General features: G+C 71.9%; 20 protein-coding genes. 9 read left to right on the forward strand and 11 right to left on the reverse strand.

Features of this window, described 5'->3' with window-relative positions:
• The first annotated feature begins 156 nt into the window (after nt 1-156).
• Nucleotides 157-468: an NIPSNAP family protein gene (locus OG488_RS18030; RefSeq protein WP_329230494.1), complete on the forward strand. Its 312-nt coding sequence runs from the start codon at nt 157-159 to the stop codon at nt 466-468.
• A gap of 70 nt (nt 469-538) precedes the next feature.
• Here the strand turns inward: OG488_RS18030 and OG488_RS18035 are convergent, their stop codons facing one another.
• On the reverse strand, nt 539-1,393 hold the full coding sequence (locus OG488_RS18035; RefSeq protein WP_329230496.1) for an NAD(P)H-binding protein: 855 nt from the start codon (nt 1,391-1,393) through the stop codon (nt 539-541).
• 102 nt (nt 1,394-1,495) lie between these two features.
• Here OG488_RS18035 and OG488_RS18040 point away from each other — a divergent pair, with 102 nt between their 5' ends.
• Nucleotides 1,496-2,437, forward strand: a complete 942-nt coding sequence (locus OG488_RS18040) for an AraC family transcriptional regulator (protein ID WP_329230497.1) — start codon at nt 1,496-1,498, stop codon at nt 2,435-2,437.
• 107 nt (nt 2,438-2,544) lie between these two features.
• Here OG488_RS18040 and OG488_RS18045 read toward each other — a convergent pair whose 3' ends face one another.
• The 3 genes from OG488_RS18045 to OG488_RS18055 form a co-directional block, all read right to left on the reverse strand.
• A complete protein-coding gene (locus tag OG488_RS18045; protein ID WP_329230499.1) occupies nt 2,545-3,426 on the reverse strand; it encodes an NAD(P)H-binding protein in 882 nt (293 codons plus the stop codon).
• A gap of 119 nt (nt 3,427-3,545) precedes the next feature.
• Nucleotides 3,546-4,313 (reverse strand): polysaccharide deacetylase family protein, encoded by a 768-nt coding sequence (locus OG488_RS18050; protein ID WP_329230500.1) that lies wholly within the window; start codon nt 4,311-4,313, stop codon nt 3,546-3,548.
• Nucleotides 4,314-4,581: 268 nt separating this feature from the next.
• Nucleotides 4,582-5,181, reverse strand: coding sequence for a hypothetical protein (locus OG488_RS18055; RefSeq protein ID WP_329230502.1), 600 nt, complete (start codon nt 5,179-5,181; stop codon nt 4,582-4,584).
• 788 nt (nt 5,182-5,969) lie between these two features.
• Here OG488_RS18055 and OG488_RS18060 point away from each other — a divergent pair.
• The 3 genes from OG488_RS18060 (at nt 5,970) to OG488_RS18070 (ending at nt 8,523) form a co-directional block, all read left to right on the forward strand.
• The gene (locus OG488_RS18060; RefSeq protein WP_329230503.1) at nt 5,970-6,887 is read left to right on the forward strand and encodes a DUF6891 domain-containing protein; all 918 of its coding nucleotides are present in this window, start codon (nt 5,970-5,972) and stop codon (nt 6,885-6,887) included.
• A 285-nt stretch (nt 6,888-7,172) separates the two neighbouring features.
• A complete protein-coding gene (locus OG488_RS18065; protein WP_329230505.1) occupies nt 7,173-7,817 on the forward strand; it encodes a hypothetical protein in 645 nt (214 codons plus the stop codon).
• Nucleotides 7,804-8,523, forward strand: coding sequence for a Fic family protein (locus tag OG488_RS18070; protein WP_329230506.1), 720 nt, complete (start codon nt 7,804-7,806; stop codon nt 8,521-8,523). Before OG488_RS18065 ends, OG488_RS18070 begins: the two co-directional genes overlap by 14 nt.
• Nucleotides 8,524-8,626: 103 nt before the next feature.
• On the opposite strand, the gene OG488_RS18075 is transcribed toward OG488_RS18070, so the two are convergent.
• A complete protein-coding gene (locus OG488_RS18075; RefSeq protein ID WP_329230508.1) occupies nt 8,627-9,838 on the reverse strand; it encodes a S8 family peptidase in 1,212 nt (403 codons plus the stop codon).
• A gap of 271 nt (nt 9,839-10,109) precedes the next feature.
• Nucleotides 10,110-11,066 (reverse strand): SMP-30/gluconolactonase/LRE family protein, encoded by a 957-nt coding sequence (locus OG488_RS18080; RefSeq protein WP_329230510.1) that lies wholly within the window; start codon nt 11,064-11,066, stop codon nt 10,110-10,112.
• Nucleotides 11,067-11,263: 197 nt separating this feature from the next.
• On the opposite strand from OG488_RS18080, the gene OG488_RS18085 reads away from it, so the two are divergent.
• Nucleotides 11,264-12,382: an NADH:flavin oxidoreductase gene (locus OG488_RS18085; RefSeq protein ID WP_329230512.1), complete on the forward strand. Its 1,119-nt coding sequence runs from the start codon at nt 11,264-11,266 to the stop codon at nt 12,380-12,382.
• 101 nt (nt 12,383-12,483) lie between these two features.
• On the opposite strand, the gene OG488_RS18090 is transcribed toward OG488_RS18085, so the two are convergent.
• On the reverse strand, nt 12,484-13,074 hold the full coding sequence (locus tag OG488_RS18090; protein ID WP_329230514.1) for an SRPBCC domain-containing protein: 591 nt from the start codon (nt 13,072-13,074) through the stop codon (nt 12,484-12,486).
• A gap of 59 nt (nt 13,075-13,133) precedes the next feature.
• Nucleotides 13,134-13,745, reverse strand: a complete 612-nt coding sequence (locus tag OG488_RS18095) for a TetR/AcrR family transcriptional regulator (RefSeq protein ID WP_329230515.1) — start codon at nt 13,743-13,745, stop codon at nt 13,134-13,136.
• Nucleotides 13,746-14,136: 391 nt separating this feature from the next.
• On the opposite strand from OG488_RS18095, the gene OG488_RS18100 reads away from it, so the two are divergent.
• Together OG488_RS18100 and OG488_RS18105 are read left to right on the forward strand one after the other, a co-directional pair.
• Nucleotides 14,137-15,801, forward strand: a complete 1,665-nt coding sequence (locus OG488_RS18100) for an ABC-F family ATP-binding cassette domain-containing protein (protein WP_329230517.1) — start codon at nt 14,137-14,139, stop codon at nt 15,799-15,801.
• Nucleotides 15,802-15,876: 75 nt separating this feature from the next.
• Nucleotides 15,877-16,563: a class E sortase gene (locus tag OG488_RS18105; RefSeq protein WP_329230519.1), complete on the forward strand. Its 687-nt coding sequence runs from the start codon at nt 15,877-15,879 to the stop codon at nt 16,561-16,563.
• 23 nt (nt 16,564-16,586) lie between these two features.
• On the opposite strand, the gene OG488_RS18110 is transcribed toward OG488_RS18105, so the two are convergent.
• Nucleotides 16,587-19,016 carry a glycoside hydrolase family 65 protein gene (locus OG488_RS18110; RefSeq protein WP_329230520.1) on the reverse strand — a complete coding sequence of 810 codons (2,430 nt, stop codon included), beginning with the start codon at nt 19,014-19,016 and terminating at the stop codon, nt 16,587-16,589.
• Entirely contained in the window at nt 19,016-19,777 is a 762-nt protein-coding gene (locus OG488_RS18115; RefSeq protein ID WP_329230522.1) for an HAD family hydrolase, read from the reverse strand. Before OG488_RS18115 ends, OG488_RS18110 begins: the two co-directional genes overlap by 1 nt.
• Nucleotides 19,778-19,969: 192 nt before the next feature.
• On the opposite strand from OG488_RS18115, the gene OG488_RS18120 reads away from it, so the two are divergent.
• Nucleotides 19,970-20,185 (forward strand): hypothetical protein, encoded by a 216-nt coding sequence (locus OG488_RS18120; protein ID WP_329230523.1) that lies wholly within the window; start codon nt 19,970-19,972, stop codon nt 20,183-20,185.
• 690 nt (nt 20,186-20,875) lie between these two features.
• On the opposite strand, the gene OG488_RS18125 is transcribed toward OG488_RS18120, so the two are convergent.
• On the reverse strand, nt 20,876-21,730 hold the full coding sequence (locus tag OG488_RS18125) for a transglycosylase family protein (RefSeq protein WP_329230525.1): 855 nt from the start codon (nt 21,728-21,730) through the stop codon (nt 20,876-20,878).
• Nucleotides 21,731-21,764: the final 34 nt, after the last annotated feature.

Genomic DNA, 21,764 nt, shown 5'->3' on the forward strand with positions numbered 1-21,764 from the left:
GCGAGTTCGATTTTGGTCACCCGCTCCATGAAAAAGCCCCAGGCCGGCGGCCGGGTGCTTCTTTGTACGCAGCACCTTGTCACCGTCCGGTCCGCCCCCAGCGGCCTCCCGGGATGCTGGACGGTGCACCCGTCCGTGACACGGCATCATGCAAGCATGATCACCATTCACCTGAAGTACGAGATCGACGCCGACAAGCTTGAGGACTTCGAGGAGTACGGTCGCCGCTGGGTCCGGCTCGTCAACCGGTTCGGCGGGACGCACCACGGCTACTTCCTGCCGAGTGAGGGCGACAGCGACATTGCCTACGCCTTGTTCTCCTTCCCCAGTCTGGCCGTGTACGAGCAGTACCGCTCGGACAGCATGTCCGACCCGGAGTGCCGGCAAGCGTTCGACCTGGCTCGTGAGACCCGCTGCATCAAGCGCTACGAGCGACGGTTCCTCAGGCCGCTCGACGACCTGTCCTAGGCCGGCGGGAGGCATGCGGCCGGAGCCCGCCGGGCATCCGAGCCCGACACGACGATGACGGCCGCGCCTCTTACGGCGCCCAGGTGCCCCGGGCGGCGACGCGGTGTGCCCACGGCTCCAGGTCGGCGGGCTCGCGACCCAGCACCCGGCGGACGTCGTCGGTCACCTCGGCCGTGTGGCCCGCCCGGTGCAGGGCGAACATGGCGCCGAGCGCGTCCGCGGCGGCCTCCGGCCAGCCCTCGGCGAGGAGTTCGGCCCGGTGGGCGGCGGGGGTGAGCTCCTCGAAGCGGATGGGCCGGCCGGCCGCCTCGGCGATCGTCCGGGTGGCCTCGGCGAAGGTGATCGCCCGGGGGCCGGACAGTTCGTACGTGCGGCCCGCGTGGCCCTCCTCGGTGAGCACCCTCGCCGCGACAGCCGCCACGTCGTCGGCATCGACGAACGGTTCCGGCATCTCTCCGATCGGCAGGCCGAGGCGTCCCGCCCGGAGCGGCGCCAGCCACAGGTCCTCGTCGAAGTTCTGGAAGAAGTTGTTGGGCCGCAGGACGGTCCACTCGGCAGCGGACTCGCGGACAGCCTCCTCACCGGCGGCCATGCCCCGGCCGAAGTCGTCGCCCGCCTTCTCGATGCCGTGGCCGGAGAGGGCCACGAAGCGATGGACCCCGGCTGCTTCCGCCTGCCGCACGAACTCCCGCACAGGTGAGGGGTCATCGGGTGCGACGAGGTAGACCGCGCCCGCTCCGGCGAGCGCGGGTCCCCAGGTGTGGGGCAGGGACCAGTCGAAGACGACCTCACCGGAGCGGGAGGCGGCCCGGACACGGGCGGTGCCCGTGTCACGCAGCCGCGCGGTGAGACGGCGGCCGGTCTTGCCGGTGGCGCCGAGGACGAGGATGTCGGACGAGGTGCCGTGTGTGCTCTGCGCTGTCATGCGCCAAGTCCATCGCGCCGACGGAGCCGGAAACATGGCCGTCCGTCTGCGATGCATAGGTAATCGTCCGGGGGCGCCCTCGTCCTGCCTATCGTTGACGCCATGGACGTCTTCGACGAGTTGCTGCGGGGCGTGCGGGGCAAGGGCGCGGTGTTCGGCCGTTCGGTGCTCCGGCCGCCCTGGTCGCTGCGCTTCACGGACGGCGCGTACCTCACTCTGTGCCTCCCGCTGCGTGGCGCCGGGTGGATCGTGCCGGAGGCCGGGGAGGCACGGCACGTGGCGCTCGGCGAGGCCGCGGTCGTACGGGGACCCGCGCCGTTCTCCTTCACCGACGACCCGGCGGAGGGGACGGCGTCGGGCGTGCGCGAGGTGCGCTGGGGCGACGGCGCGTCGGACCCGGTGGCCCGGGATCTCGAATTCGGCGGCCACACCGTGCTGCTGGCCGCCGCGTTCGACGTACGGACCCAGGTCCCGCAGCGGCTCCTGCGCGCTCTGCCGCCGGTCCTGGTGGTGCCCGACGAACACGACTGCTCACCGATGCGCGACTACCTGGAGGCCCAGATCGTCGGCAGCCGGCCGGGGCACCAGACCGTGCTCGACCGGCTTCTCGACTGGCTGCTGGTGTGCACCCTGCGGGATTGGTTCGACCGTCCGGAGGCCGAGCCGCCGGGGTGGTACGGCGCACTCGGTGACGAGGTGGCGGGGCCCGCCCTGCGTGCCATCCACGAGGACCCGGCGCACCCGTGGACGACGGCGGAGCTGGCGGGGCGGGCGGGAGTGTCGAGAACGACCCTGGCCAAACGCTTCACCGAGCTGGTCGGGGACGGGCCGGTGGCGTATCTGACGGAGTGGCGGATGACCCTCGCCGCCGATCTGCTGACCCGCCCGGAGCTGACGGTGGCGGCGGTGGCCCGGCGGGTCGGCTACGCCGATGCGTTCGGCTTCAGCGCGGCCTTCAAGCGGGTCCGGGGCGAGAGCCCGAGCGCGTACCGCCAGGAGGCGGCCACCACCCGCGTACCGGACCGGACCGTGCCGGCGGGCTGATCCAGTCCGGCGCCGGGCGGGGCGTGGGGCGCCGGAGCCCTCAAGGACTCCGCACCGCGGGCGCACCGCCCGGACCACCAGCACCGCCCGCACCGTACTCGGGTCCCTCAGCTCCACACGCCTTCCGCCGCCGCGTCACGGGCGAAGTCGCCGATGTCGCGCGGAGGGCGGCCGAGCGCTCTCCGTACGCCGTCCGTGACCGGAGCCTCCTGGCTCGTGCGGATCGGCGTCATCGCGTCGGTCCAGAGCGCGGCCTCCTCCTCGGGCAGCCCCTGGGCCACCAGCCCGGCCCGGTAGGCGGACTCCTCCACCGGGACGTAGACGGCGTGCGCGCCTGTCACCTCGGCGATCTCGTCGAGCACCTCGGCGATGCCGAGCGCGCGGGGCCCGGAGAGTTCGTACAGCTCGCCGTCGTGACCGTCCTCGGTCAGGGCCGCGACGGCGACCGCCGCGATGTCGTCGGCGTCGATGAACGCGGCGGTCCCGTCGCCGGTGGGCAGGGCCAGTTCACCGGCGCGTACTCCGTCGAGGAAGACGCCCTCGCTGAAGTTCTGTGCGAACCAGCCGGGCCGCAGGATCGTCCAGGTGACACCGGAGGATCGGACGGCCGCCTCGCCCTCCGTGTGGGGGCCACCCACCTCGGACGAGCAGCCGAAGTAGCCGGGCACGTCCACACCCCGGGCCGAGAGCAGCACCAGCCGTCGGACTCCGCTCGCGACGGCCTGCTCGACGAAGGCGGGTGTGGGGGAGGGCGACGTGTCCAGCGGGACGATGTAGACGGCGTCGACCCCGTCGAGGGCCGCCTGCCAGGTCGTCCGGTCCGTCCAGTCGAAGAGGGTGTCCCCGGACCGTGAGGCCGCTCGGGTCTCCACTCCCCGTTCGCGGAGCAGGGCCACCGCCCTGCGGCCCGTCTTGCCGGTGCCGCCCGTCACCAGGACGGTCCTCCGGGTGCTCGTCGTGTCCGTAGGCGTTTCGTCGGTCTGTGTCATACCGCAAGCCTGGCGGCGCGGGGTGCCCGCGGCCATGGCTCGTCGTCCGGCAGGGATGTCCGCGCGTCCGTCCTGTCGGCGCCCGGTCGGCCGGGCGTCCGGGAGGGGTCGGTGCTCGCCTACCGCACGGGGAAGCCGAAGGAGTAGCCCTGCTCCCTCAGCCAGGGCAGCACCTCGCCCAGAGCCGCCACGGTCTGGGAGCGCTCGCCTCCCGCGTCGTGGAAGAGGACGGTCGGCCCGTTGGAGATCTCGCTCTTGACGGTGGCGACCATGGCCTCCGCTCCGGGGTGCTCGAAGTCCTTGGTGTCGACGTTCCAGCCCAGCGGCCGCATGCCCCTGGACGCGGCGAGCTGCCGGCTGAACGGGGTGAAGGCACCGCCGGGGGCGCGGTAGTACTGCGGCCGGACTCCTCCGGACGCCTCGGTGATCATGCGTTCGGCATCCAGGATCTGCTGGGACTGGTACGCCTCGGACTTCTTGTCCATGGCGGTGTCGTGCGAGACCGTGTGGTTGCACAGCCGGTGCCCGTCCGCCACGACCTTCTTGACCAGGTCGGGGTACGCCTTGGCCTGCGTACCCACCATGCAGAACGTGGCCTTGACGCCGTTGTCCTTGAGCAGTTGCAGCACCTGCGGCGTCCAGACGGGGTCCGGGCCGTCGTCGATGGTGATGTTGACGCCCTGGGCACCTCGGTCGGAGGCGTGCGCGATGTCCGCCGCCACCTCGGCCACGGGCCGGGCGTCGGCCGCGACCTGATCCTGCGGCTGCCGCCCACCGGCGGGGTCGGCCTGCGCGGTCCACATGGAGGTGGCAGCGGCGAGCGCCGTCACCCCGAGTCCTGCGGCGAGGAGTCGGCCGTGCCATCCCTTTCCCTTGTGCTTTGCCATGTCTGCCCGCCCCTTGGTCGCCTGCGCCGATGCCGTGTCCCCATGAATTCACAGGAACGCCCTGGCCAGAACCCCCTGTTACCGATCGCGGACGAACCCGCAGGGGGCCCACGACATACGCGGGGGTTCCGCGACAGAAAGAGGAGCCGAAGGCCGCCATCGCCATCGCCATCGCCCAACTCTCCTGCACCACGCCCGGGCAGACGGAAGAGCCCGCCAGCATGCTGACGGGCTCTCGCGAAGGGTGAAGGCCTAACCTGCCATCAGGTCAGATCGTCGGGGTGTCGTCGACGATCTCCTTGTGCGGCTCGACGACGAACTTCCAGCCGTCGCTGGGCTCCAGGAACCGCACGCGGGTCGGGTAGATGTCGAGCGCGCGACGGTCGCGGTTCTGATTGTTCGTGCCCTTCCGCGCCCGGGCCGGCTCCTCGTACAGGTCGACCTTGACGTCCGGCACCTCGACGGTGTCCTCGCTCCAGCGCTGGACGATCCCCGCGCCGAAGGCATCCCGTGCGGCGGAGTAGAGCGCGTCCAGGGATTCCTGGTTGCCACCGGGCACGAAGAGGGCGAGGTTCAGAAGGACGCCGGCGCTCTTCAGGACCTCGATCTCTTCACCGGAATTGTCGGCGATCCAGATCCCGGGCTCCTCGGCGTTGTCCGGGAGGACATGGATGTCGTTACCGAAGACCGTCCTCGCGACGAAGGATCCTCCCTCGAAGTTCTTTCCCGGCTCCGTGAGGAATGCCGGTGCATAGCAGTCGAGAGGAAGGCCATCCGTCTCCGCGGAGACGAAGATGGCGTCCTGGGGGCCCAATTCCGCAACGTCTCCGGCCGTAAGACGTCGAGCCGTAACCTTCTCGGTGTTCACGCCATTCCCCTTTTTTCGTGGCGTCCTGTAAATTCATTAGGACTATATCACGAAAACAAACAGCCTCAGGACCTACGCGCGGCTTCGCCCCATGCGCAAACACGACGCCCTCTCTGGACATTTCCTCCACAAGACGCCAGGGAAAGACGTTTCGCAACCGGGTCGAACCACGGATGAAATGCGGAATCGATGCGATCGGCGCCGAGCCCACTAAACGATTCAGCCCATGGCCGACCGCCAAAACCTCGGAAGTCCGGAGCGCCGACACCCCCGCCGGGCGCACCGCAGCACATCAAAACCCCTCCCTGATCAGGCACTCCGCCGCTTTTCACCAGCGATGCCGTGGCGGACCCGTCGATCTCTTCATTGCACAGACCGGTCAGATCCGGAGGAAAGAGACCGACACTCCCTCCAATGGATTGACGTCCTCATGAGTATCTCACGACAGCCGGCACGGCCTTCCACTCCACGAACTGAAGGGCATTGGGAAATGGCGAGAGAGAGGCGTCCCGCGCGAGCAGGAAAACGGACGTGACGACCTTCCGAACATTCAGACATTCTTACGCCCGACCGGCTCGATGCGGCGCCGTCGAATCCCGACCACTCCGCACCTCCACAGCAGAGAATCACCTCCGAAGAATAATATGCGGCGACTGAATAGTGGTGATCGGGCCGCGTGCCGACGAAACGGGTGACCACCCGGCGCAAGGGCCGCACGACCCCTGCCCGGAGGCGCGGTCACCCGTCCTACCGGGACCGCTGTCAGAGGGGCGTGACAGAGTCCGCACATGCTTGAGATCGTGGTGAGGACCGAGAACTCGGAGCGGCACGTCCGTGTGTCCGCAGGGGAGCTGGCCGGGCTGGTCCGGCGGCTGGGCGAGGTCCGCGACCGGTTCGTCATCCTCCAGCGGATACCCGATCTGCCGGACGTCTTCGCCCAGGTCTGGCACGAGGCCGGTGGTGACTACACGCTGGAGCACCGTGACGGCGCCGCCGACCGGCACTTCCAGGTGAGGGTGGACGGTCCCGAGGCCGTGATCGCGGCGCTCACCGGCTGGGCCCGCCAGGAGGACGGATGGGACGCCGGTCAGGCCTGGTCCCTCCTGGACATGGGCCCTTCCCGTGAGGTCCCGCCGCTGGACCTCGACGAGGACGAGCACGGGGAGTTGGAGAGACGCGTACGCGAGGTACTGGTCGGCGGCTACGCCTCCCGGGCCGAGCTGGCCGAGCTCGCCGAGTCGTATCTGGTCACGGAGGGCCGGCGCCCGGTCTCACGCCAACAGGCGGAGGCGCTGGCCGACCGGATGTGGCTGGAACGTGTGGCGGAGCAGGCCCGGTGGGAGGGCGAGACAGACCCCGAGCGGCTCACCCGCGCGTTCGCCGCCCTCCAGGAGGCCGGCATCACCGCCCGCGAGGACTTCAGCTGCTGCCGCACCTGCGGCCAGGCAGAAATCGGCGGCCAAGGCGGCCCCGACGCACGCGGCTTCGTCTACTTCCACTCCCAGTGCACGGACTCCGCAGCGTCCGGCCACGGGCTGATGCTTCTCTACGGTGGCTTCGACGGCTCGTCCGAGACCGACGCACTCATCGGCCACGAGGTCGTGGCCGCCCTCGAAGCGGCCGGTCTGCGCACCGAGTGGGACCAGGACCCCGGCCGGGCCGTCACCGTCACCCCTCTCGACTGGCGCCGCCGGCTGGTCGGCTAGGGCAGGTACCGACGGCGGTGAGGGCGGCCTCCACGAGGCCTTGCACGGTATGCGGGCTCCCCGGACTCCGGCGTAATCGGATGCGGTGGAGCGGACAACTCGGCACAATGGCGCGGTTGTTCCCCCGTCGCCGCCGTCCCTCCCCCGACTCCGGAGGTCACCACGTCAGCCGATCAGCCCGCAGCCGGCTCCCGCCAGGACGTCCTCACCTGGGACCGGCTGGACCCGGCGCTCCATCCGTTCGACTGGGACCTCGACGAGGAGGTCCGGGTCACCGCCCTCGTCGTGGCCCTCGTACCGCCGGGGATGTCCGGGCCGGACGCCGACCGGTGGGCCAAGTACCGCTGCGTGGACCGGGTGACCGCGCTCTTCGTCGAGCGGTACGGGCCCTGGGCGGCCGACTGGAACTGGAGCATCGGAGAGGGGGACAAGGACGGCGGGGTGGTCGGCAGCTGGTGCTGCTCGGGGCACTCGGTGGGGGCGCCGGAGGAGACCGCGGCCAAGGCTGTGGCCGCCCTGGTGGAATGGCGCGCCTGGCTGGAGGGTCTCGCCTCGGTGTTCGCCGAGCTGGCTCCGGCGCAGGACGCGGGGCCCGAGCAGCGCAGCTGGCACCTGGAGCGCGCCGCGGTGCGGCTGGTGACGCGCGTGCTGGACCGGGGCGGTGCTGACAGCGGCTGGTACGGGGCCTGTTACCTGGTGCTGGAGTGGTTCCTCACGTCCTGCGGCATGGGGCGCGCCGAGGCCAGGGCGGCCGTCGGCGATGCGATAGGCGGACGCTTCGAGAGCTGGGTCGCGCCGGGGCGGACGCTCATCGAGTCGGTCGGCGAGGATCTGGCCGTCGGGGTGACCGGGCAGCCGCCCTACCTCGACCACCGGGAGTACGGCCACCTGGAGGAGCTGCACGACCGGGGGCGGCGTGACCGCGGCTGAGGAGGGTCCGGACTCCCTGGCCGACTGGTGCGGGGTCAGACGGGAGGTCGGCTGGGAAGGGCTCGGCACGGGGGGCGTCACCGGGCCGGTGTTTCCGGACACCGACGGGGTCACCGCCTGGTGCGCGGGGCCGGTCAGCCGCCGCGATCCCGTACGCGCCCGACGTCTGCTGGCCGCGTACGAGGCCGTCCGTACCGATGCCGCCCATGCCACGGCCGAACGTGCCGAGGCCGCCCATGCCGTGGCCGAACGTACCGATGGCTCCAGCGACGTCCGGCCGCTGACCTTCGCTCTGCTGTCGGGATGGCAGCGTGTGGTGCTCGGTACGCGTGACGCGCCGTTCCGCAGGGGGGACGCCTACGCGAAGCGGGGGCGCGAGCGGTACGGCCTGACGGCCCGCACCCGGCTGGACTTCGCGGCCTGTCTGCGCGAGAGCGGTGACCGGTCGGTGCCGCTGGAGGCCCGCGCCGCCCGGGCCTACCTGGACGTGGCGTTCTTCCATCCCTTCGACGACGGCAACGGCCGCGCCGCCCTGCTCGCGCTCACCTTCGTACTCGCCCGGGAGCAGGTGGTCCTGCGGGACGTGGGACCCCTGCAGACCACGCGCTACGCGGACGACGCCGAGGGGGCCGCGGACCTCGCGCTCCTGGTCGGGATCCTCGTACGGGCGTCGGCTCGCCGCGTGCGGCACGCCGGGGCGCCATGACGTGAGCCGGGGACACGTACGGGGGTCGCCCCGTACGTGTCCCCGGCCTGTCCTGTGTCACCGACTGTCCTGTGTCACCGGACGAGTGGTGCGGGGCTCGTGGTTACGGGACGAGCCTGAGGAGCTTGTTCGGGGAGCCCGTGCCGACGCCGGTGAGGACGTTGTTCGTCGCGCCGTTCACGAGGGCCGAGGCCACGGCCGCCGGGGAGGCGCCGGGGTGGCTCGTCAGGTAGACCGCCGCGGCACCGGAGACGTGCGGGGCGGCGAAGGAGGTGCCGTTGCCGGTGTAGGTCGCGCTGTCCGACGTGTTCCAGCCCGCGGTGATGGCCGAGCCCGGAGCGAAGATGTCCACGACGGGGCCGTAGTTGGAGTAGCTGGCCCGTGCGTCGGTCCGCGTCGTGGCGCCGACGGTGATCGCGGTGTCGACCCTGGCCGGGGAGTAACCGGAGGCCAGGGCTCCCGAGTTGCCCGCGGCGATGGAGTAGGTCACCCCGGACGCGATGGAGCGGCGCACCGCGTTGTCCAGCGTGGTGCTGGCCCCGCCGCCGAGCGAGACGTTGGCGACGGAGTTGGCCACGTGGTTGGCGGTGATCCAGTCGACGCCGGCGATCACTCCGGCGGTGGTGCCGGAGCCGTCGTTGCCGAGCACCCGGACCGCGACGATCTTCGCCTTCTTCGCCACGCCGTAGGTGGTGCCCGCGACGGTAGTGGCGACGTGGGTGCCGTGCCCGGCGCCGTCCTGGGCGGTGGCGTCGTTGTCGACGAAGTCGTAGCCGTACGAGGCCCGCCCGCTGATCTCCTGGTGGGTGATGCGTACGCCGGTGTCGAGGACGTACACGGTCGCGCCGTTGCCGCCCGTGTCCGGGTAGGTGTAGGTGCCGCTCAGCGGGAGGTTGGTCTGGTCGATCCGGTCGAGGCCCCAGGGCGCGTTGCTCTGGGTCGCGGTCGAGTGGACCTTCTGGTCCTGCTCGACCGAGGCGACCGCCGGGTCGGCGGCGAGCCGCTTGGCCTCGGTGCTGGTCAGCGTGGCGGCGTAGCCGTTGAGCGCCGAGGTGAAGGTGCGCCGGACCGTGCCGCCGTGGTCGGATATCAACTGCTTGCCACGGGCCGCCGACGCCTTGAATCCGGCCGTCTGCCGGAGCGCGACGATGTAGCTCCCGGGCACCGCTTCGGCTGCCCCCGCGTGCAGGACTCTGCCCTCGGGCTGCGCCGCCTGGGCGGGTAAGGCCGCCCCGGCGCCGACGGCCAGCGCCACGGTCGTCGCGGTCGCGATCGCTGCGGCGATCCGTCGCCTGGTGGTGCGCACTGCTGACATCGAGAGGTCCTCCTCGAACGAGGGCGCGCCAGGGGTTCGACGCACCGACGGGTGGGGCGTACGGGGGTTCGTACGCCGCATCCGACGATGGCCGGGCACGTCCGGCCGGAGCAAGGAATCCCGGGAAGGTGTCATGGTCGCGCCACAGTGGTGACCGCGCGTCCATCCGGCGTCACACAAGGCAACACGGACTTCGTACGAGGTACACGATCCCGGCGGTGCGCGGACGGCACCGCCGGGCCGGGTCGACGTCAGGCCCCGGACACGTGGTTCACCGCGCCGCGTCCAGCCAGGGCCTGCGGCCCGGGCCCGTCGGATGGGTCCCCGTGACGCCCATGACCACCGAGTAGAGGCTGGTCTCCGCGGTGAGGAAGAGACGGTTGCGCTTGGCGCCGCCCCAGGAGATGTTGGCCACCGCCTCCGGGACGACGAGCCGGCCGATCAGCGTGCCGTCCGGGTCGTAGCAGTGCACCCCGTCTCCCATGGCGGCGACCCAGAGCCGCCCGCCGTCGTCGAAGCGGAGGTTGTCGAACCGGGCCGCCCCGCGGGCCGCGGACTCGGCGAAGACCTTGCCGTCCGACAGCGTGCCGTCCTCCCGTACGTCGAAGGCGCGGACGTAGCCCGCCTTGGTGTCGGACACGAACAGCTGCCGCTCGTCCGCCGAGAAGACCAGCCCGTTCGGCGCGCCGAAGCAGTCGGCGACCAGACGCACGTCACCCGTGGACGGGTCGACGCGGTAGACGTTGTTGGAGCCGATCTCGCTCTCGGCGCGGTAGCCCTCGTAGTCGCTGGTGATGCCGAAGTCCGGGTCGGAGAACCAGACCGAGCCGTCGGACTTCACCGTCGCGTCGTTCGGGCTGTTCAGGCGCTTGCCCTGCCAGCGGTCGGCCAGCACCGTCACCGTGCCGTCGTGCTCGGTCCGCGTCACCCGGCGGTTGCCCTGTTCGCAGGAGATGAGCCGCCCCTCGCGGTCCAGGGTGTTGCCGTTCGTGTGTCCCGCGGTGCGCCGGAAGACGCTTACCGCGCCGGTCTCCTCGTCCCAGCGCAGCAGCCGGTCGTTCGGGATGTCGCTCCAGACCAGCTGCCGCCAGGCGGGCACGTAGACGGGGCCCTCGGCCCAGCGGCAGCCCGTGTGCAGGACCTCGAGACCGTCGTCGCCGTTCATGCACCGCCCCGTACGGAAGCGGTCGTCGAAGCTCTCGTACAGCCCGGGGTTCTCGCTGGTCATGGCCATCCGTCCCATCGGCGGGCGCCGAACACCTCGGCGTCCGCCGAAGATTGCTGGATCCCCGGACAGAGATCAAGAGACCTGGGACGGCTCCGCACGGGAGACCTTGGCCACACCGGTCCGGCGCGGGGATGCCGGCGCGCCTCTCGGCTGTTGCCCACGGGTGGACCCGCCCCACCCGATGAACAGGACATGCAGTGACTGACGAGAATGCCCGCCGTGCAGCAGACGCCCTCTCGCGCCCCTTCGCGGTCCGCGGACTGACCTCCCGCAACCGGATCGCCATGGCGCCGATGACCCGGCAGTTCTCTCCGAACGGCGTTCCCGGCCAGGACGTGGCGGACTACTACGCCCGCCGGGCAGCCGGAGGTGTGGGCCTGATCATCACCGAGGGCACCTACGTCGACCACGACTCCGCGGGCACCAGCGACCGGATCCCGGTGTTCCACGGCGAGGACGCGTTCGCCGGCTGGGCGGGTGTCGCGGACGCCGTGCACCGGGAGGGCGGCGCGATCATCCCGCAGCTGTGGCACGTGGGTGTCACCCGGGCCGAGGGCGCCCCGCCCGTGGTGGACGCGGAGCCGATCGGTCCGTCGGGCGTGTCCCTGTCGGGCGAGCCCAAGGGGCGGGCCATGACGCAGAAGGACCTCGACGACGTCATCGGCGCGTTCGCCGACGCGGCTGCGGCGGCCGAGCGCCTCGGCTTCGACGGGGCCGAACTGCACGGCGCGCACGGCTACCTGATCGACCAGTTCCTGTGGGAGGGCAGCAACCGGCGCACCGACGCGTACGGCGGTGACCTCGTCGCCCGGACCCGTTTCGCCGCCGAGATCGTGGCCGCCTGCCGCGCGGCCGTGTCCGACGCCTTCCCCCTCTTCTTCCGCATGTCCCAGTGGAAGATGGACGCCTACGAGGCGAAGCTCGCGCAGACGCCCGAGGAGCTGGAGGCCATCCTCACGCCGCTGGCCGACGCCGGCGTCGACGTCTTCCACGCGTCCACCCGCCGCTACTGGCTGCCCGAGTTCGACGACTCCGACCTGAACCTCGCCGGGTGGGTCAAGAAGATCAGCGGCAGGCCGACGGTCACCGTCGGCTCGGTCGGCCTCGACGGTGACTTCTTCAGCGCCTTCCAGGGCAACGGCTCCTCGGTCACCGGTGTCGACCAGTTGCTGGACCGGATCGAGCGCGACGAGTTCGACATGGTCGCCGTGGGCCGGGCGCTCATCGCCGACCCCGAGTGGGCCGCGAAGACCCTGCTGGGGCGTACCGAGGACATCACGCCGTTCGGGGCGGAGATGCTCAAGACCCTGCGCTGACCCGGCCGCGCCCCGTCCACGTATCGGGTACCGCCCGCATGCCCGACCGGTCCCACCGGCGCACCCTTGGGACCGGTCCGGCATCCGGGTCTGACGGAGTCTCAGCGGCTGAGCTCCCCGGCCCGCTGTGCGAGTGCCTGGTTCATGGCCCGGAACTGCGGCAGGGTGTCGGACTTCAGCTGTCCCGCGAAGAACGGCACGGCGACGCCGGTGAACTCCTCGCTCTGGGTCAGCCGGACCCGGCCCGGACCGGTCCGCTCGATGAGGAAGCGGTGCTCCCCGTCCGCGATCCAGCCCGGCCCCATCCTGCCGAGCCAGCGCAGCTCCCGGTCCGGCTCGGCGGCGAGGATCTCCGGGGTGAACGTGGTGTCGCCGGTCCCGGAGTGCAGGACGTTGCGCATCCGTGCGCCCTTCTCGAGCCGGCCGCCCTTCGAGGTCACCTCCGCCGACGTCATGAACGGATTCCACTCCGGGTACGCGGCGAAGTCCGTCAGCACCTGCCACACCTCCTCGGGCGTCGCCTCGATCTCCACGGCGGCCGTCAGCCGCACCGGGCGGGCCTGGGTCCAGGCGGTGTATCCGGCGAGGAGGACCACGAGGCCCAGCAGCGCTGCGAGCGGACGGCGACGACGCCCTGCGGGCCGTGGGCGAGGCGTCGCGGTGAGTGCGGTGGTCGGGGAGGTGCTGGTCATCGGAGGCCTCTTTCGCTCTGAGTGGGAGAGGGAGACGCGGCCGTGCTGTGGGGCGTGGATCAGGCCGAGGAGCCGTCCAGCACCCCGGCGACGAGGCGGGCGACGTACGCCGCGTCGATGGGCTGCCCCGTGACGAGCAGCCGGTAGTAGAGCGCTCCGGCAAGCTGGTCGAAGATGACTTCCGGGTCGGCGGTGGCCCGCAACTCACCCTGCTCACGCGCCTGTTCGAGCAGCGCCAGCGCCAGGGAGTTACGCCGGGCGAACATCTCCTGCACCGCCGCTCCGACGTCGGCGTGGCGGGCCGCCGCGGCGGCGACCTCCGCCACCAGGCCGGCGGACGCGTCGCCCGACGTGGCGGGCCGGCCCGCCCGCCGCATGCGGTCGAGCCCGTCCACGATCGCGCCGAGGTACTGCGTGAGGTCCGCCCGGACGTCACCGCTGTACCCGACCGGCACCTGTTCCTGCAGGCGCGCCACCACGGCGACGATCAGATGATCCTTGGTGGGCCACCGCCGGTAGAGCGTGGTCTTCGCGACGCCGGCAGCGACCGCCACCTCGTCGACCGAGAAGCGGTCGTATCCGCGGTCGAGCAGCGACTCCAGGGCGGCTTCGATGATGCGGGCGTCCGCGTCCTCGCTGCGCGGACGGCCACGTCGGGGGGCGGGTTCCATGGCTGGTCTCCTCATTTTCGCTACGGCCGTTGCGAAAAAAGATAGCGAGACTCCTCCCTTTGCGCAACGGTCGTAGCGAAAATGAGGAGGGGGGCCATTCCGAGCCGCCCGGACCCCGCCCGGTGTACAGTTTTTGAGTCCTGTCGTCTCCGATAGAGGTGGACGTTGCGCATCTGAGGTCCGCGATCATCGCGCGGTACGGCCCCTGCCGTAGCCCGTCACGCCCTGTCGGCCTTTCCGCCGCCCCGTGACCCACCGCGTGGATGCGACCTCGGTGCATGAGCCGTCCCCCGTACGTCCGGAGGACCGCACCCCCCTCTCTCCCGGCCGGTCGCCGCGTGGTGCTCGCACACGAAGCCCCTGTTCACATGCTTGCGACTGCGAGGACCACATGTCTCATCCCACTACGCCCGCCGCGTCCCTCAGCTGCTCCTCCCTCTCCTTCCGGTGGCCGGACGGCACGGAGGTCTTCGACGGGCTCTCCCTCAGCGTCGGACGGGGCCGCACCGGTCTCGTCGGGACCAACGGTTCCGGCAAGTCCACCCTGCTGCGGCTGCTGGCCGGCCGGCTGAAGCCCTCCGCAGGCTCGGTCACCGTCGGCGGACACCTCGCCCACCTCCCGCAGAACCTGACCCTCGACACGGACCTCCGCGTCGAGGACGCCCTCGGCATCGCCGAGCGGCGTACGGCGCTGCGGGCGATCGAGGCCGGCGACGTCGCCGAGCGCCACTTCGAGACGGTCGGCGACGACTGGGACGTCGAGGAGCGGGCTCTCGCGACCCTGGGGTCGCTCGGCCTCGGCGACGTCGGACTCGACCGTACCGTCGGGCAGTTGTCCGGCGGCGAGACCGTGCTGCTGCGGCTGGCCGCGCTGCTGCTGGAGCGCCCCGACGTCCTGCTGCTCGACGAACCGACCAACAACCTCGACGTGTTCGCGCGCCGCCGGCTGTACGAGGCCGTCGAGTCCTGGCGTTCCGGTGTGCTCGTCGTGGTCAGCCACGACCGTGACCTGCTGGAACGGGTCGACCGCATCGCCGATCTGCGGGCCGGTGAGGTGAGCTGGTACGGCGGTGGCTGGTCGGCCTACGAGGAGGCGCTGGCCACCCGGCAGGAGGCGGCCGGACGCATGGTGCGGGCCGCCGAGTCCGACGTCCGCCGTCAGAAGCGGGAGCTGGAGGAGGCCCGGGTCAAGGTCGCCCGCCGTCAGCGGCACAACAAGAAGATGGACGCCGAGAGGCGCGCGCCGAGGATCGTCGCGGGCGCGCACAAGCGGTCCTCCCAGGAGGCGGCGGGCAAGCTCCGCGGCCTCCACGAGGACCGGCTCCAGGAGGCGCGGGAGCGGCTCGACACGGCGTCGGAGGCGATCCGTGAGGACGCCGAGATCCGGGTGCGGCTCCCCCACACCGCCGTACCCGCGGGCCGTACGGTCCTGAGCCTGCACGGGTTGCGCCCCCGCTTCGGCGCCCTGCGCGACGGTGAGCTCCATGTCCAGGGGCCCGAACGCATCGCGCTGATCGGGCGCAACGGTGCCGGCAAGACGACCTTGCTGCGCACCCTCACCGGGGAGCTCGCGCCCACGAGCGGCGAGGCCAGGACCTTCGTTCCGCTGCGCTTCCTGCCGCAGCGCCTGGACGTGCTGGACGACGCCCTGGGCGTCGCGGCGAACGTGGCCCGCCTGGCGCCCGGGACCACCGACAACGAGATCCGCGCCCAGCTCGCCCGCTTCCTCTTCAAGGGGGCGCGCGCCGAGCAGCCTGCGGGCACCCTCTCGGGCGGTGAACGCTTCCGTGCCGCGCTCGCAGCGACGATGCTCGCCACGCCGGCCCCTCAGCTGCTGATGCTGGACGAGCCGACCAACAACCTGGATCTGGCGAGCGTGCGGCAGCTGACGAGCGCGCTCGACTCCTACGAGGGCGCGCTGGTCGTCGCCGGCCACGATCTGGCGTTCCTGGAGTCGGTCGGCATCACCCGCTGGCTGCTCGTGGGCGAGGAGCTCACGGAGCTGGACGCCGAGGAGGTGCGCGCGCTGCTCGGCGCACCCGACGCGCTCGGGTGACCGGTGGTCTACTGGAAGGTGCGGGCGCTTACGGGGCCCGCACCGGCACCACCGGCCGACGATCCGGATCTGGTCATGCACCCTCATCGATTCCGTGGCGTATCCCGGGCCCTCGCCGGCGCCGGCGTCGTCCTGATGGCGGCCGGGGGCCCGGTGGCGGCGGCCGCGCCCGGGCCCCCCGCCGCCCCGGCGGCCGCACCCGCCACCGCCGGCCCGTCCGCCGCGGCCCCCTCGGACCGGACCGACCCCCGCACGGCGACGGCGGAGCTCACCATCCCGTCGATCGGCGTGCAGGACCTGCGCGTCGTCCCGTACGAGGGGACGACGGACGACACCCCGGGGACGCGCGTCCAGGACCGCGGGGTGGCCGCCAGCCCGTACGGCGAGGACGGCGGCGTCGGACCGGGCGAGGTAGGGAACTACCTGGTGACGGCCCACCGGCTCTCCGCCGGTGGCCCGCTCCGCGACCTGCCGGCGCTCGGGAAGGGCGACACGGTCCTCGTCACGGAGGGCGGCACCGTGTACGAGTACCGGATCACGGAGACCCGGCTGACGTCCTTCCGGTCCGAACGCTCCCTGGCCGAGCAGCGGGCCGAGGTCCCCGGCGAACCGGGTGAGAAGCCGACCCGGGCGATGATCACCCTCTCCACCTGCGCGACCCCGGAGGACGACGCGGCCGGGAACCACTGGCGCGACGCGCACCACAACCCGGAGCACCGCATCGACAGGATCGGCGTGCTCGTCTCCTCCCGCCCCGCCTGACCCCGGCCGCCGTCAGCCGGCCCTCATGAGCCTCCGGGCATGTCGGTCGGCAGCTCCAGCCACCGCGCCGTACCCGGTTCGACGACGTACGCGCTGCCGTCCAGCCTGACCCGAACGCCCGGCCGCTCCGAGTCCGGTACCGCGATCCTGAGGCGCTCGGCACGCAGGCGCAGGTCCACGTCCCAGTGCCGCCGGAAGCGCAGCCGCACACGGAACTTCGAGAGCTGGGGCAGGGTGGCGGGCGCGAGCCACAGGGCGTCGTCGCGGGTCTCCAGGCCGGTCATGCCACGCTGGACGAAGTCGAGGGTGCCGGCCATCGCCCCCAGGTGGATGCCCTCCTCCGTCGTCCCGCCCTGGATGTCGGCGACGTCGCCGATCAGCGCCTCCTCGCAGTACGCCCAGGCGTCGTCGCGGTGCACCCGGGCGAGCACCCAGGCGTGGACGAGGGAGCTGAGGGTGGAGCCGTGGCTCGTGCGCCCCGTGTAGTAGTCGACGGTGGTCCGCCAGGTCTCGTCGTCTAGTTCGTGGCCGAGCCGCCGGAAGAGCGCGGCGAGCTCCTTGGGGGAGAACAGGTAACCGAGCATCAGCACATCGGCCTGCTTGGACGCCTGGTACCGGTTGACCGTGTCGCCCTCCGCCTCCAGGATCCGGTCGAGGCGCCTGATGTCGCCGTAACGCTGCCGGTAGGCCGCCCAGTCCAGCTCCGCCAGCTCCCCGTAACCGGCGAACTGGCTGATCACACCCCGGTGGTAGGGGACCCGCAGCCGTCGTGAGACGTCCTCCCAGCGGTCGAGCTCGGAGGGATCGATCCTGATCTTGTCGAGCAGCTGCCGGCACCGGCTCGGGGGCAGGGTGCGGCAGAGCTCGCCGGCCCGTTCGAGCACCCAGGCCGCCGTCATGTTGGTGTACGTGTTGTCGTCGAGCCCCGCGGCGTCGGAGTCCGGATAGGCGTCGTGGTACTCGTCGGGCCCGACGACCCCGCGGATGCGGTACCGCCCGAGGGAGTCGTCCCACTCGGAGCTGTCCGCCCAGAAGCGGGCGATCTGCAGGATCGTCTCGGCGCCCTTGGAGTAGAGGTACTCGGTGTCGCCGGTGGCCTGGCAGTACTGCCACACGTTGTAGGCGACGGCCGAGCCGACGTGGTGCTGCAGCCGTGAACGGTCGGGGAGCCAGCGCCCCGAGCGCGGGTTCAGGTGGAGCTCCTGGGTCTCCTCGCGCCCCTCGGCGGCGCTCTGCCACGGATACATCGCTCCGCGTCTGCCCACCGCCTCCGCCGCCGCGCAGGCCGCGGGAAGGCGACGGTGGCGGTAGTCGAGCAGCCCCCGGGAGACCTCCGGGAGATGCATGTTCAGGAAGGGCAGGACGAACAGCTCGTCCCAGAAGACGTGCCCCCGGTACGCCTCGCCGTGCAGCCCTCGGGCCGGCACGCCGACGTCGAGCTCCGCGGTGTGGGGCGAGAGCGTCTGGAGCACGTGGAAGAGGTGCAGCCGCAGGATGCGCCCGGGCTCACCCGGCACCTCCAGCTTCACCTGTTGCCACAGATCCGCCCAGGCCCTGCGGTGCGAGGACCGCAGCCGCGCGTACGCCGGAGCGTCTCCCACCGCGGACACGGCGGCCTTCAGCGGGCTGCCGATCGCCGGGTCCCGGGACGTGTACAGGCCGACCGTCTTGTCGACGACGGCACCGGACTCCGGGGTGAGCGGAAGCAGCAGCCGCTGGTGGACGGCGCGGGGCTGCTGCTCCGGTTCGGCGCGGTGGTCGCCGTTGCGCTCCGGCCCGCAGGAGGCCACGGTGCGGGCGGCGAGGGCGACGCCGATGTCCGACTCCACCGTGCGGCAGCGCAGCCACACCATGGAGCCCGGCTCCGTACCGGTCTCCCAGCCGGTGAGGTGGCGGTCGGCCAGTGCGCGGTAGCGCGCGACGCCGCTGTTGCGGATGTCGCCGTCGATCCCGGCCTCCACCTCGACCTCGCCCGACCACCCCTCGGCGGTGAACACCGTGTGCAGCGCGGCGAGATGGGGGTCGCCCATGTGCACCAGGCGTTCCTGCTCCACCGTCAGCCGGCGGCCTGCCGTGTCCTCGTACACCGAGCGGCGCGTCAGCATTCCGCCGCGCAGGTCGAGCGACTGCCGGTGGTCCGCCAGGTAGGCGTGGTCGGGGTTCAGCCACGGGCCCGGGCGGGCCCCGGCGGGGCGGATGCGGTAGCGCAGCGGGAGCCAGTCGGGGAGGTTGACCACGTCCTCGTTCTCGACCTGCCGGCCGTCGACGGAAGAGGTCAGCCGGTTGTAGCAGCCCGCGACATAGGTACCCGGGTAGTGCGCGTCGCCCGCCGGCGTCTCGGGCGCGGCACCGCGGGTCGCGAAGTACCCGTTGCCGAGGGTGCAGAGCGCCTCGCGCAGCCGCTCCTTCGCGGGGTCGTATCCCTCGTAGGCCCAGGTCCAGCCGCGCGCCATCAGTCCTCCCCGGTGATCAGCAGGTCTCCCGGATCGGCCACCACGAGGTCCGCGCCGTGGCGGCGCAGGTCACCGGCTCCCTCCGGGCTGTCCGTCCGGTCCACGCCGATGACCAGCCCGAAGCCGCCCCGCCGCCCGGCTTCCACTCCGGCCAGGGCGTCCTCCAGGACCGCGGTCTCCCCGGGCGGGACCCCCAGGCGGCGTGCCGCCTCGGTGAACAGCGCGGGGTCCGGTTTGCCGGGCAGTTCCAGGCGGCGCGCCTCGTTGCCGTCGACCACCGCCGTGAACAGCTCCAGGAGACCGGCCCCGGCCAGGAGCTCGGTCGCGTGCCGGGACGCGGACGCGGCGGCGAAGGGCACACGCGCGTCGTGCAGCACGTGCAGGAGACGGACCGTCCCCGGCCAGACAGCGATCGGGTCGGTACGGAGGCTCCGGGTGAACGCCTCGTCCTTGCGTGCGGCGACGGCCCACACCGTCCCGGTGCCCGGGGGGTCGTCCGGGCTGCCTTCGGGGAGGTCGAGGCCCCTGGACGCGAGGAAGGCGGCGGCACCGTCCATCCGCGACCTGCCGTCGACGTGGCGCCGGTAGTCCTCCGCCTCGTCGAAGGGCCGCTGTCCCTCGTGGGAGGCCAGGCAGGCGTCGAACGCCTCCTTCCAGGCGGCGGCGTGCGCCGGGGCGGAGTCGGTGATCACCCCGTCCGTGTCGAACACGACGGCGTGTACCGAGAGCAGGACTGAGGCCGGTGACGGTGCGCGTGCCATGACCGGGTGGTCCCTTCGTCGAGGCGTCCCCCGGTTCCATGGCACCAGGTTCCGGACGAGGACGCCCTTCGTGGGTTCCGGAGCCCGCCGCCGGGCACCGTCGGGGCCCGCCTCTGGGCGCCGCCCGGAGATCCACCCGGGTAAAAAGTCGGAAAAGTTTCCCGATGTCCGCTTCGGGACTACCGTGAAGGCATGGCCAGAACCGAGCGTCAGACCGACCGGCAGGCGGAGTACGCGTGTCCGGCCTGCAAGCAGCCCGTCGCGACCGAACTGGCGCGGCACAAGACCCTGGGCATCTTCGTCCCGCACTGGGGACCGGGGCCGTGTCACAACCCCGAGTGCCACAGATCCGTGGAGCCAGGGGAGGCGGCGGACGCCGCCCGGGGTGGGCGTTCCGCACACCGGTGACGGGTCCCACCGACCGGCGGACCGCCTGGTCGAGGACCTGGTGACGGTCGCCGGGCGCATGCGTGGGGACCTGGTGACGGTCGCCGGGCGCCTGGGCGAGAAACTGGTGACGGTTGACGGGCATCCGCGCGGGGACCGGTCCCCCGCTGTGGACCACGCGCGCCCGAAGCCCTCGCCGCGCGCTGCACGTCCGTGACCCGTCACGCCTCCTTCGGCGTCGGCCGGGGTGCTCGCCGCCCTCCCGGTGTTCCTGCCTGCGGATGCGGTTCCCCGCCGGACCCGCCGGTGATGCGTCGGACTCCGTCACACTTCTCTCCCGGCTCCGGCCCGCCTCGTGCGGGGCTCCTGTGCTCTCTGGGGTACTGCCCCGGTGGGGGCGGTCGGTCGAGGTGGCTCGCGCGGGCCCGGCGGGATACGCCGGCCACACTGCGCGGCTCACCTGGAAGTCTTCGAAAGCGGCCTGGGTGGTGTGCTGTTCGTCGCTCCGACCCGGCCTCGCCTGACGTTTCTCGCGTGCGGCACGACTGACCGGGCCACACGTTCAAGGCTGTTCACATCTGTGGGGACGCACTTCCCTGTGACGACTCGCTCGGCAACGCGCGCACTTCGTTCACGGCAGATCCTCGATGTCACGACCATCCGCCGGGGCACCGCATCACCGCGTCCGTCACGACTCAGGCGTTCAGGCGTTCAGGCGTTCAGGCGCAGACGCTGACCGGGGAAGATGAGGTGCGGCCCCTGGTCCAGGACCTCGCGGTTCAGCTCGTAGAGCGCGGGCCAGCCACCGGACACGTCCGCCCGCTCGGCGATCGACGAGAGGACGTCACCCCGCTCGACGACGTACGTCTCCTCGTCGGCCAGGTCCTCGGAGTAGCGCGTCGCGCCGTTGCCGGCCGAGCTGCTGTCACCGCTGTCGTCCGAGTTCCCCGCGGAACTGCCGGAAGCCGAGCTGCCGGAAGAGGAACCGCCGGAGGACGGGCTCGGGGACCACGAGTTCTGGGACGATCCGCTGTTCGAACTGCCGGACGACTGACGCTGGGGTGCCGACTGTGCCGTGTCGCTCCGGTCGGAACCGGCGGACGAGGAGGAGGAACTCGACGAGCCGCTTCCACCGAGGCGTCCGCAGGTGGGCCAGGCGCCCATTCCCTGGGAGCGGGCGACACGTTCGCCGACGGCGATCTGCTCGGAGCGGCTGGCGAGGTCGGCGCGGGGTGCGTACTTCCCGCCGCCGTAGGCCCGCCAGGTGGAGGGGGCGAACTGAAGGCCACCGTGGTAGCCGTTGCCGGTGTTGGTGTTCCAGCGGCCGCTGCTCTCGCACTGGGCGATGCGGTCCCAGTCCGTACCGGCCACGACGGCGGTGACGGTCGGGGCGACGGCGGCCCGGGCGGGGGCCTGAGCCGGTGCCGCCTGGGCGGGGGCCTGAGCGGGAACCTGGGCCGGGGCGGCCGCGGCGCTGCGGCCGGAGAGGCCCAGCACGCTCAGAAGGACGAGCAGAAGGGCGAGCACCGATTCGACGGGCCGCTTGGCGAGGGGTGATGCCGGCATGACGGTATTCCTCCGCTGTGCTCCGGAAGGTGTG

The sequence above is a fragment of the Streptomyces sp. NBC_01460 genome (assembly GCF_036227405.1).
Lineage (GTDB): Bacteria > Actinomycetota > Actinomycetes > Streptomycetales > Streptomycetaceae > Streptomyces.

Excerpts from the sequence above, each read along its gene's own strand:
- OG488_RS18090 (WP_329230514.1), bottom strand. The coding sequence starts at position 13,074 with ATGACCAGCACCTCCCCGACCACCGCACTCACCGCGACGCCTCGCCCA.
- OG488_RS18080 (WP_329230510.1), bottom strand. The coding sequence starts at position 11,066 with ATGACCAGCGAGAACCCCGGGCTGTACGAGAGCTTCGACGACCGCTTC.
- OG488_RS18035 (WP_329230496.1), bottom strand. The coding sequence starts at position 1,393 with ATGACAGCGCAGAGCACACACGGCACCTCGTCCGACATCCTCGTCCTC.
- OG488_RS18045 (WP_329230499.1), bottom strand. The coding sequence starts at position 3,426 with ATGACACAGACCGACGAAACGCCTACGGACACGACGAGCACCCGGAGG.
- OG488_RS18095 (WP_329230515.1), bottom strand. The coding sequence starts at position 13,745 with ATGGAACCCGCCCCCCGACGTGGCCGTCCGCGCAGCGAGGACGCGGAC.
- OG488_RS18115 (WP_329230522.1), bottom strand. The coding sequence starts at position 19,777 with ATGGCACGCGCACCGTCACCGGCCTCAGTCCTGCTCTCGGTACACGCC.
- OG488_RS18125 (WP_329230525.1), bottom strand. The coding sequence starts at position 21,730 with ATGCCGGCATCACCCCTCGCCAAGCGGCCCGTCGAATCGGTGCTCGCC.
- OG488_RS18110 (WP_329230520.1), bottom strand. The coding sequence starts at position 19,016 with ATGGCGCGCGGCTGGACCTGGGCCTACGAGGGATACGACCCCGCGAAG.
- OG488_RS18105 (WP_329230519.1), top strand. The coding sequence starts at position 15,877 with ATGCACCCTCATCGATTCCGTGGCGTATCCCGGGCCCTCGCCGGCGCC.
- OG488_RS18075 (WP_329230508.1), bottom strand. The coding sequence starts at position 9,838 with ATGTCAGCAGTGCGCACCACCAGGCGACGGATCGCCGCAGCGATCGCG.
- OG488_RS18040 (WP_329230497.1), top strand. The coding sequence starts at position 1,496 with ATGGACGTCTTCGACGAGTTGCTGCGGGGCGTGCGGGGCAAGGGCGCG.
- OG488_RS18100 (WP_329230517.1), top strand. The coding sequence starts at position 14,137 with ATGTCTCATCCCACTACGCCCGCCGCGTCCCTCAGCTGCTCCTCCCTC.
- OG488_RS18030 (WP_329230494.1), top strand. The coding sequence starts at position 157 with ATGATCACCATTCACCTGAAGTACGAGATCGACGCCGACAAGCTTGAG.
- OG488_RS18120 (WP_329230523.1), top strand. The coding sequence starts at position 19,970 with ATGGCCAGAACCGAGCGTCAGACCGACCGGCAGGCGGAGTACGCGTGT.
- OG488_RS18050 (WP_329230500.1), bottom strand. The coding sequence starts at position 4,313 with ATGGCAAAGCACAAGGGAAAGGGATGGCACGGCCGACTCCTCGCCGCA.
- OG488_RS18060 (WP_329230503.1), top strand. The coding sequence starts at position 5,970 with ATGCTTGAGATCGTGGTGAGGACCGAGAACTCGGAGCGGCACGTCCGT.